General features: G+C 72.5%; 9 protein-coding genes. 4 read left to right on the forward strand and 5 right to left on the reverse strand.

Going from position 1 to position 10,295, the window contains the following annotated elements:
- The first annotated feature begins 160 nt into the window (after positions 1–160).
- The 4 genes from AB0O36_RS13030 to AB0O36_RS13045 all read left to right on the forward strand — a co-directional run bounded on the left by AB0O36_RS13030 (position 161) and on the right by AB0O36_RS13045 (position 4,398).
- On the forward strand, positions 161–1,477 hold the full coding sequence (locus AB0O36_RS13030) for a glycosyltransferase family 4 protein (protein WP_365108252.1): 1,317 nt from the start codon (positions 161–163) through the stop codon (positions 1,475–1,477).
- A 126-nt stretch (positions 1,478–1,603) separates the two neighbouring features.
- Positions 1,604–2,353: a class I SAM-dependent methyltransferase gene (locus tag AB0O36_RS13035; protein WP_365108255.1), complete on the forward strand. Its 750-nt coding sequence runs from the start codon at positions 1,604–1,606 to the stop codon at positions 2,351–2,353.
- Entirely contained in the window at positions 2,350–3,432 is a 1,083-nt protein-coding gene (locus tag AB0O36_RS13040) for a prenyltransferase (RefSeq protein ID WP_365108258.1), read from the forward strand. Before AB0O36_RS13035 ends, AB0O36_RS13040 begins: the two co-directional genes overlap by 4 nt.
- Before the next feature lie 393 nt (positions 3,433–3,825).
- Positions 3,826–4,398 (forward strand): hypothetical protein, encoded by a 573-nt coding sequence (locus AB0O36_RS13045; RefSeq protein ID WP_365108319.1) that lies wholly within the window; start codon positions 3,826–3,828, stop codon positions 4,396–4,398.
- Between the two features lie 52 nt (positions 4,399–4,450).
- Here AB0O36_RS13045 and AB0O36_RS13050 read toward each other — a convergent pair whose 3' ends face one another.
- From AB0O36_RS13050 to AB0O36_RS13070, 5 genes are all read right to left on the reverse strand, one after another.
- Positions 4,451–5,461 (reverse strand): LLM class F420-dependent oxidoreductase, encoded by a 1,011-nt coding sequence (locus AB0O36_RS13050; protein ID WP_365108261.1) that lies wholly within the window; start codon positions 5,459–5,461, stop codon positions 4,451–4,453.
- A 242-nt stretch (positions 5,462–5,703) separates the two neighbouring features.
- Positions 5,704–6,546 (reverse strand): hypothetical protein, encoded by an 843-nt coding sequence (locus tag AB0O36_RS13055; RefSeq protein WP_365108264.1) that lies wholly within the window; start codon positions 6,544–6,546, stop codon positions 5,704–5,706.
- A 112-nt stretch (positions 6,547–6,658) separates the two neighbouring features.
- On the reverse strand, positions 6,659–7,762 hold the full coding sequence (locus AB0O36_RS13060; RefSeq protein WP_365108267.1) for an N-acetylmuramoyl-L-alanine amidase: 1,104 nt from the start codon (positions 7,760–7,762) through the stop codon (positions 6,659–6,661).
- A 576-nt stretch (positions 7,763–8,338) separates the two neighbouring features.
- Complete coding sequence (locus AB0O36_RS13065) at positions 8,339–9,178, reverse strand: hypothetical protein (protein ID WP_365108270.1); 840 nt, start codon at positions 9,176–9,178, stop codon at positions 8,339–8,341.
- A 5-nt stretch (positions 9,179–9,183) separates the two neighbouring features.
- Positions 9,184–9,699, reverse strand: a complete 516-nt coding sequence (locus AB0O36_RS13070; RefSeq protein ID WP_365108273.1) for a SigE family RNA polymerase sigma factor — start codon at positions 9,697–9,699, stop codon at positions 9,184–9,186.
- Positions 9,700–10,295: the final 596 nt, after the last annotated feature.

A 10,295-nucleotide genomic window follows, 5' to 3' on the forward strand; every position in this document is an offset into this window, starting at 1 on the left:
TCAGGCGTGACAGCCGTGGCGCGAATCACCTGCTCCGCCTCTTACGGTGTGGTTTCCGACCGGTAGATTCAATCTCCTTGACGGATCAAGTCTGAAACTTGTTCTACATTATCCGAGCGGTTACGCTCCGGCGAAAGTGCAGGGATGAAGGGGGCCGAGAGTGACCGCTGAGGCCATGGCGACGCGCCCTTTTGCGGGGTCCGCCGCCGACGGCGACCGTCCGCTGCGCATCGCGCTCCTCACCTATAAAGGGAACCCGTTCTGTGGTGGCCAGGGCGTATATGTCCGCCACCTCTCGCGCGAACTGGTCAAACTGGGTCACTCCGTCGAGGTGATCGGCGCCCAGCCGTACCCCGTGCTCGACGAGGGCGCCACCCTCACCGAACTGCCCAGCCTGGACCTCTACCGGCAGCCCGACCCGTTCCGCACCCCGCGGCGCGAGGAGTACCGGGACTGGATCGACCTCCTGGAGGTCGGGACCATGTGGACCGGCGGCTTCCCCGAACCGCTCACCTTCTCCCTCCGCGCCCGCCGCCACCTGGCCGCCCGCGCGGGCGAGTTCGACGTCATCCACGACAACCAGACGCTCGGCTACGGCCTGCTGGCCGGCCTCGGAGCCCCGCTGGTCACCACCATCCACCACCCCATCACGGTGGACCGCAGGCTCGACCTCGCCGCCGCCAAGGACCGCCGCAAGCGGGCCTCCGTACGCCGCTGGTACGGCTTCACCCGCATGCAGAAGCGGGTCGCCCGCCGCCTGCCGTCCGTGCTCACCGTGTCCGGCTCCTCCCGGCAGGAGATCATCGAGGACCTCGGCGTGCGCGAGGACCGCATCCACGTCGTGCACATCGGCGCCGACACCGACCTGTGGTCCCCGGACCCGTCCGTCGCCGAGGTCCCCGGCAGGATCGTCACCACCTCCAGCGCCGACGTCCCGCTCAAGGGCCTCGTCCACCTCGTGGAGGCCCTGGCCAAACTGCGCACCGAGCGGCCCGACGCCCACCTCGTCGTGGTCGGCAAGCGCCCCGAACGCGGGCCGGTCGCGCAGGCCATGGAGACGTACGGCCTGGAGGACGCCGTCGAGTTCGTCAAGGGCATCACCGACCGCGAGCTCGTGGACCTCGTCCGCAGCGCCCAGGTCGCCTGCGTGCCCAGCCTCTACGAGGGCTTCTCGCTGCCCGCCGCCGAGGCGATGGCCACCGGCACCCCGCTGGTCGCCACCACCGGCGGAGCCATCCCCGAGGTCGCGGGAGCGGACGGGGAGACCTGCCTGGCCGTCCCGCCGGGCGACGCGGACGCCCTCGCCGGGGCGCTCGGCCGGGTGCTGGGCGACGAGGAGCTGCGGACCCGGCTCGGCGCGGCCGGCCGGGACCGGGTGCTGTCCCGGTTCACCTGGGCCAAGGCCGCGGAGGGCACCGTCGCGCACTACCGGGCCGCGATCGCCCGCAGCGCCCGTAGCGCCCCCGGCGCCCGGTGATCCGTACGACGTGACGTACCGCCGGCGCCACCCGCGTCACCCGCACGCCCCGCGTCACCAGCGCCACTCGCGCAACCCGCAGCTCCACCATCCGCCCCACCCCCTCGACCGCGAAGGCAGGACCTCGTGCTGACCGTCGATTTCTCCCGGTTCCCGCTCGCCCCCGGTGACCGCGTGCTCGATCTGGGCTGCGGCGCCGGCCGGCACGCCTTCGAGTGCTACCGGCGCGGCGCCCAGGTGGTCGCGCTCGACCGCAACGGCGAGGAGATCCGCGAGGTCGCCAAGTGGTTCGCGGCGATGAAGGAGGCCGGCGAGGCCCCGGCCGGGGCGACCGCCACCGCCATGGAGGGCGACGCCCTCGCGCTGCCCTTCCCCGACGAGTCCTTCGACGTGGTCATCATCTCCGAGGTGATGGAGCACATCCCGGACGACAAGGGCGTGCTCGCGGAGATGGTGCGCGTGCTCAAGCCGGGCGGCCGCATCGCCATCACCGTGCCCCGCTACGGACCCGAGAAGATCTGCTGGGCGCTCTCCGACGCCTACCACGAGGTCGAGGGCGGCCACATCCGCATCTACCGGGCCGAGGAGCTGCTCGGCAAGATGAAGGCCGCCGGCCTCAAGCCCTACGGCACCCACCACGCGCACGGCCTGCACTCCCCGTACTGGTGGCTCAAGTGCGCCTTCGGCGTGGACAACGACAAGGCCCTCCCGGTGCGGGCGTACCACAAGCTGCTGGTCTGGGACATCATGAAGAAGCCCCTGGCCACCCGGCTCGCCGAACAGGCGCTGAACCCGCTCATCGGCAAGAGTTTCGTCGCCTACGCCACCAAGCCCCACCTCCCGGTCGCCGCGGCGGCCCCGGCGGAGTCCCGGTGAGCACTCCCCGACGCACCGAACACCTGGTCCTGCCGGGCGTTCTGACGGCCGAACAGGCCGTGGAGACGGTGGCCGGCATCCTCGCCGTGCAGCGGGCGGACGGAGCCGTTCCGTGGTTCCGCGGACACCACCTGGACCCCTGGGACCACACCGAGGCCGCCATGGCGCTGGACGCCGCCGGCGAGCACGAGGCCGCGGACCGCGCCTATGCCTGGCTGGCCCGGCACCAGAACCCGGACGGCTCCTGGTACGCGGCCTACGCCGACCGCCCCGAGGGCGTGGACACCGCCGAGCCGCAGGACGCCGGCAAGGAGTCCAACTTCACCGCCTACATAGCCGTCGGCGTCTGGCACCACTACCTGGCCACCGGGGACGACACCTTCCTGGACCGGATGTGGCCGGCCGTCTACGCGGCCGTCGAGTTCGTCCTGGCCCTCCAGCAGCCGGGCGGCGAGATCGGCTGGAAGCGGGAGGCCGACGGCACGGTCGTCACCGACGCCCTGCTCACCGGCTCCTCCTCCATCCACCAGGCCCTGCGCTGCGCCCTGGCGATCGCCGAGCACCGCGAGGAGCCGCAGCCCGACTGGGAGCTGGCGGCGGGCGCCCTGGGCCACGCGATACGCAGCCACCCGGAGCGGTTCCTCGACAAGAACCGCTACTCGATGGACTGGTACTACCCGGTGCTGGGCGGGGCGCTCACGGGCGCCGCCGCCAAGGAGCGGATCGAGGAGCGCTGGGAGGAGTTCGTCGTCCCGGGGCTGGGCGTGCGCTGCGTGCTGCCGAACCCGTGGGTCACCGGCGGCGAGAGCTGCGAGCTGGCCCTCACCCTGTGGGCGATGGGGGAGTCGGACCGGGCGCTGGAGATCCTGCGGTCCATCGCGCACCTGCGCGACGAGGACGGCATGTACTGGACGGGCTACGTCTTCGAGGACCGGGCGGTCTGGCCGGTCGAGAAGACCGCCTGGACGGCCGGGTCGCTGCTGCTCGCCGTGGCCGCGCTGGGCGGGGACGAGGCGACCACGGCCGTCTTCGGCGGCGAGCGGCTGCCGGTGGGGCTGGACCCTTCCTGCTGCGGGTAGCCCCCGGGGCGGAGGCGCGGGGCGTACGGGCGGCACGGACGCGCGGGACCGGTGTGCGGGGTCGGTGCGCGGGACCGGTGCGCGGAACCGGTGCGCGGGACGGATGATGCACGGCTGATCCGGTCCCGCGCCACCGGGGGAGACCGAACGGGTGGCCCGAGTGGCGTCACCCGGGCGACGGGGCGACGCTGCGGGGGACACCTCACTCCCCTGGAGGAAACCGTGTCCAAGTCGAACCGCAGTACGATCCGATTCCGCCGCGGTCTGACAGCACTCAGCCTGTCCTCCGCGCTGATCGCCGGGGCCGCCGGATGCGGCGGCGCGATCGGGGGCGCGGACGGAGTCGGGGGCCGGGGCGGCGAAGTGTCCCTGTCCGTCTTCGAGGCGGGATACGTGGAGCCGTCACCGGCGTTCGAGGCCGTGCAGGTGCAGGCGGCGCTGGCGCAGCTGGCGGCACTGGCCCAGGCGTCGGCTCCCGGGGAGTCGGCGTCCCTGCTGGAGGTGGCGGTGCCCGCCCAGACCACGCCCACGCCCAGCCCCAGCACTTCGGCCGAGCGGCAGAAGTTCGCGAAGACGCGCTTCGTGGCCAACGCCGGGCTCGCGGCCGGGGCGACGTACCAGTGGATCATCAAGCCCTACCGGGCGGGCAAGTTCAAGAAGGGCGCCAAGGGGCGCACCTTCGCGCTGGTCAAGGCGGGTCTCGCGGGCGCGTTCGCGTACAACCGGCTGAAGGCGGCCATCAAGAACGCGCAGGGCGACCCGCTGCTGTCCAAGGCGGTGGCCCCGCTGACCGCGGGCGTCGAGAGTCTGAAGGGGCTGGCCACGAAGCTGCGCAAGGGCCAGGCCGGCGATGCCGACATCAGCTCGTTCGAGGACGTCATCAACGGCGTTAAGGGCGCGGGCGCCGGAGCGGGAGCGCCGGTGACCGACCAGGTCCCGAGCCTGTCCCAGCTGGGCGGCGGCTGACCCGGGGTGGCGCGGCCGGCCCCGGGGCCGGGGCCGGCCGCCGCCGCAGTGCTCAGGTGTTGAGTTCCGCCAGGACGCGGAGGGTGTGCGGGTCGGGTGCCGTGACCAGCAGGTCCGTCACCGGGCCCTTGCGCCACAGGTCCAGGCGTTCGGCGATGCGCTCCCGGGGGCCGACCAGCGAGATCTCGTCGGCGAAGGCGTCGGGGACGGCGAGCACCGCCTCTTCCCTCCGGCCCGCCAGGAACAGTTCCTGGACCCGCCGGGCCTCGGCCTCGTAGCCCATGCGTGCCATCAGGTCGGCGTGGAAGTTGCGGGCCGCGTGCCCCATCCCCCCGATGTAGAAGCCGAGCATCGCCTTCACCGGGAGGAGGCCCTCGGCGACGTCGTCGCACACCTTGGCACGGGCCATCGGGGCGATCATGAAGCCTTCGGGGAGGTCCGTCAGCGAGGCCCGGTAGACGTCGGTGCGGGTGGGCGACCAGTACAGCGGCAGCCAGCCGTCAGCGATCCGGGTGGTCTGGGCGATGTTCTTCGGGCCCTCCGCGCCGAGCAGGACCGGCAGGTCCGGGCGGAGCGGGTGGGTGATCGGCTTGAGGGCCTTGCCCAGACCGGTGCCGTCCGGCCCGGTGTAGGGGTGGGTGTGGAAGCGGCCGTCGAGCGCGACCGGCGCCTCGCGCCGCAGCACCTGCCGGATGACGTCGACGTACTCGCGGGTCGCGGTGAGCGGGCTCGCCGGGAACGGGCGGCCGTACCAGCCCTCGACCACCTGCGGGCCGGACAGGCCCAGTCCGAGCATCATCCGGCCGCCGGAGAGGTGGTCCAGGGTCAGGGCCTGCATGGCGGTGGCGGTGGGGGTGCGGGCGGCCATCTGCGCGATGGCGGTGCCGAGCCGGATCCGGGAGGTGTGGGCGGCGATCCAGGTGAGCGGGGTGAAGGCGTCCGAACCCCAGGCCTCCGCCGTCCAGACGGAGTGGTAGCCGAGGCGCTCGGCCTCGGTGGCGAGGTCGAGGTGGCCGGGGGTGGGGCCGCGGCCCCAGTAGCCGAGTGCGAGTCCGAGGCGCATGGGCGTTGACTCCCCTCCCCTTGGTCGAGTGGCCGGATCTGCGCGGAACCTGTGCCGGACCTCCCGGGGGCCTCCGCCGGATCTTTGCAAGATCTTCGCGCGGTTTCCGCCAAGAGGCTGCCGGGAGAGCCGATCTGATGAGCCATCAGTTATCGGCAAGGGGTGACTGTAAGGCCAACGGCCCCTTGCCGGAAGTGGCAGGGGGCCGTTGGGGGATGGTGCTCGGGGAGCGCTCCAGGGCGTCAGCCGCGCTGGATGCCCGAGGTGTCGTTCAGGACGCCGCGGCGGTTGTCCTGGGTCTGCGCGACCAGGGCCGCGCCGCGCTGCTCCACCGCCAGGTACCAGGTACCGGGGGCGAGTTCGGCGATCGGGTTGGGGGATCCGTCCTCCGCGAAGAGGGGGCGGGCCACCGGCACCGCGAACCAGAACGGCGTGAAGTCCGCGGCCGGGACCGGAGCCGGCTCCGGCATCGGCTGGGCGTCCTGCGGGTTGGGAACCGGCGCGGGCGCCGGGGCGTGGTGGTCCTGGCCGCCGTACGGCGGGACCGGCTGCGGGGTGGAGCCGTACTGCTGCTGCTGGCCGCCGGGGTAGCCGTACCCGGCACCGGGCTGGCCGAGCGGGCCGGGCTGGGCACCGTACTGCGGGTGCGCACCGGGGGCCGGGGCGGTCACGAGCGGGGCGTTCAGCGCCGCGATCTTCGGGCCGGCGAGGGCGCCGAAGGCCATCCCCCACGTGGCCAGGAAGGAAATGATCGAGCCGGGGCCGAGGTCCACGCGGTCCGGGGCCAGGAGCAGCGCCCACACGGCGGCCCAGGCGGACGCCACGGCGAGCACCGTGCCCCAGCCGGCCAGCGGGATCCCGGCGAGCTTGCGGCCCTCGGGGAGGAAGCGCGAGGCCACGATCAGGCCGGCGGCGGCGAACCCGGCCAGGAAGATCGTGGGCAGGGCCAGGCCGTAGTAATCGGTGTCCCAGGCGCTGGGGAGATCCACCTCGGCGGAGTAGTAGTCGAGGAACGAGGCGATGAACAGCAGCACCGCTGCTCCGATCACCACGCCGTCGCCTCGAGTGAGGGAGCGGATGTTCACTTCGTAGGTGTCCTTATCGGTCTCGGTCGCGGGCGGGGACCATCGTACGGATGTTTCCCGGGTCCGGGCCGAGCGGGTCGGGGCACCCGGTGCCCCGGATCCCTACCCTGTCTCATCCCCCGAGAAAGCCGACGATGCCGTCCGCGATGCCCTGTGCCGCGCGCTGCCGCCATTGCGGATCGGTCAGCAGTGCCGCGTCCTTGGCGTCACGCATATTGCCGCATTCGACGAACACCTTGGGCTGCGTGGAGAGATTGAGACCGCCGAGATCGTCGCGGACCACCAAACCGGTACCTCCGCCGACGTAGTTGGAAGGGGCCATCGAGGTGTTGCGGACGAAGTTCCCGACGATGCGCTCGCCGAGCTCGCGGGAGGGGCCGACGATCGGGGCCGTGTCGGCCGCGCCGCCCTTGACGCGGGCCGGGAGGATGACGTGGAAGCCGCGGTTGCCCGAGGAAGAGCCGTCGGCGTGGACGGAGACCACGGCGTCGGCCTTCTGCTGGTTGCCGATCCGGGCGCGTTCGTCGATGCAGGGGCCGAAGGGGCGCTCGGCGGCGTGCGTGAACACGACGCGGATGCCGCGGGCTTCGAGCGCGGCCTTGATGCGCCGCGACACGTCCAGGGTGAACTCGGCTTCCTGGTAGCCCGCGTTGGTGGTGGTGCCGGTGGTGTCGCACTCCTTGCGGCCGGTGCCGATGTTCACCTGCTGGTTGATCTCGCGGGAGTGCGTGAAGTTGCCGGGGTTGTGGCCGGGGTCGATCACCACGGTCTTGCCGGCCAGGGGGCCGGTGCCGGGGGCGCCGCCGGGGCTGGGGGCCGTGCTCGCCGGACCGGAGTCCGGGCCGGAGCCGGAGCCCGCGTCGGGGTCCGTGCCGGTGCTCGCGGCCGGGTTCGCGCTCGCGGCCGGGTTCGCGCTCGCGTTCGTGCCCGGGCTCCCGCTGGTGGCGGGCGTGCCGGCGCGGTTGCCGCTGGCCTTGGCGTCGGTGGGGCCGGAGGGGGTGGCGGAGTGGGAGACCGGCAGCGGCCCCGCCCCGGAGGCGGACCGGTCGTCGGATCCCCCTCCGTTCGTCACCTGGACGAGGACCCAGCCGGCCAGGACGGTCGGCGCCAGGGCCGCCGCACACACGGCAAGCGTCGAGCGGCGCGCGAACCAAGGCCGGTCCGGGCTCACGGCGGAAGCGGACTCCGGGGGCGGGGGGCTGTCGTCGTACGGCACGTCGTGATGCTAGACCGCGATCCGGGCCGGCGTACGCACCCTGGGCCATCCGGGGGCGATTGGGCGGGGGCCAGGGGGCAGACACCCCTGGTCAGGAGCGAGAAGGTCCCGGGGGCTGCCCGTCAGTCCTCACTGTCCTTCCGTGCCGGCCGCCGGCGTCAAGGGCGCTCCTTCGTCGCGTCGCCCGGAGGGCGATGGCCCGTTGGGCCACCCTTGACCCCGACGACCGTCACGGAACGACAAGGACTGTCGGGCGGCCCCCGGGGAATGGCATGGAGGGACCGAGGACCCCTGAGCTGTGGCGTTGGCGGGCGGGTCAGCAGCTCTGCTCGGCCGGCCGCCCTCCGGGCGGAAGCAGGATCGCGGTTCAGGGGATGACTGCACGAAACGACGCCCAGGGCGCCTCAGATCGCTACGTGCTCCTGTTTCTCGGCGGATCCGGCCCGTCAGGGGCCCCGTCGGCGTGGGCCGGACACAAGCCGCCAGCGATCGCTACGCGCTTCTGCCGGACGGCGGATGCGGGCCGGTGGGGGCCGGTGGGGGCCGGCGGGGGCCGGGACGTCAGGGGTGGTGGCCTCAGCCCCCGGGAACGGAGGTCTGCTTCTCCTGCACGGGGTTCTCGTGGGCGTAGCGCACGAGGTCGAGGAAACGAGGATCACCGGCCGCAGTCAGCAGCTCCTGACTGCTCACCGGGGCTGATGCCTTGCCGCCATTGGCAGGGACGACGGTCAGCGAGACGAAGCTGGTCTTGTAGAGGAAGGAGACGACGGCGGCTGTTGTTGCGGGATAGTCGCTGGGCGTGTGGAAGGAGCTCGCCTTGATCTCCCCCGGCAGCGTGGCCTCCTTGCACTCTGCGACCCGTGGGTTCGGCTCTGCGGGGCAGGGCATCGTGCGGGTGTCAGGGTCGCTCGGCCGTACGGAGAGGAGGACCGGGAAGACCTTGCCGTCCTTGGTCTCGCCCTGGTAGCGGGTCACATGGCCTTCGACCGGACGGATCAGACCGACCGAGTCCGGCAGCAGCTCGTCGAGGAGGACGGCCGCCCGCTGCTGGTATTGCTCCAGCCGGTTCTTGTCCGCCGGGGGCAGCGTGGGAGGCGTCCCGCCCTTCGTCGGCTCGACGCGGACCGGCGTGCGGTACGGCTCCGGGGTGGGTGAGGAGCTGCTGGTCGCGGCGGGACGGATCGTCGTGGCGCTGTCACTGCCCTGCAGCGCCAGGGAGCCGAAGGCGACCGCTCCCACGGCGCAGACGACCGTGGCGGCGATTCCGGCGCGGGCCCGTGCCTTCCGGCGTCGGCCCTGCACGATCGCGGTGGGCACGAGGTCGTGGACGGTCGGCAGGTCCCCCACGGTGTGTTCCATGGCGTCCCTGAGCATCAGGGCGTTCCGTCGGTCGTCTTCGGACGTGTTGATTCCCATATCGCTCAGCTCCCCGTGACGTAGATGTGTGCCTCGCCCAGCTCGGCGCGCAGCCGGGCCAGGGAGCGTGAGCACTGGCTCTTGACGGTGGACTCGCTGCACCGCATCAGCTGGGCGACGGACTCGACACTCAGGTCCTCCCAGTACCGCAGCACGACCATGGCACGCGCCTTGGGCGGCAGCCCGGCCAGCGCGGACAGCAGGGTCATCCGCAGGTCGGCGTGCTCGGGGGCCGGCCGAGGGTCGGGGCGAGAGTGTGCCAGCAGGTCCCGCAGCCGACGCCGCCGCTCGGCCAGGTAGGTGCGGGTCAGCACCGTCCTGGCGTACGCGTCGATGTTGTCGGCGGCACTGGCCCGCCGCCAGTACTGGAACAACTTGGCGAGAGTGGTCTGTGTCAGGTCGCGAGCCGTGTCCGCGTCCCCGCACAACAGGTACGCCGTCCGGTACAGCCGTCTCTGGCTCGCCCGGGCAAAGCTCTCGAAGCCGTCTGGCGCTTCGAAGCCCCGGCCGTTCTCCGGCATCTGCTCTCCTTTCGGGACCCCGCTGAAGAGGCCCTGTTCTCTCACCCCTCCTCAGAGCGCCGTTGCACGCGAAAGGTTGAAAGGGATTCTTCCGTCCCCCAACAGCCCTCCGCCCGCCCCGAACCACCGACTTCGACGGACCTCATCACACCGGGCGCCGGCAGCCATCGGTGCCGGTCCGTGTCCTCCGCTCCCCGACGACCCGCATCCGCCAACGAGCAGATGCGTGTAGCGATCGTCGGCGGCTTACCCCCACCGGCCCGCATCCGCCGTCCGGCAGGAGCGCGTAGCGATCGCTGGCGGCTTGTGTCCGGCCCACGCCGACGGGGCGCCTGGCGGGCCGGATCCGCCGAGAAACAGGAGCACGTAGCGATCCGGCGCGCCCTGGGCGTCGTTTCGTGCAGTCATCCCCTGAACCGCGATCCTGCTTCCGCCCGGAGGGCGGCTGGCCGAGCGGCAGCCGCTGCTCGTGCCCGCCAACGCCAGAGCAGGATGGCCTTGGGTCCCCCATGCCGTTCCCCCGGGGGCCGCCCGACAGTCCTTGTCGTTCCGTGACGGTCGTCGGGGTCAAGGGTGGCCCAACGGGCCATCGCCCT

It is taken from the genome of Streptomyces sp. NPDC089799 (assembly GCF_040684755.1).
Taxonomy (GTDB): Bacteria; Actinomycetota; Actinomycetes; order Streptomycetales; family Streptomycetaceae; genus Streptomyces.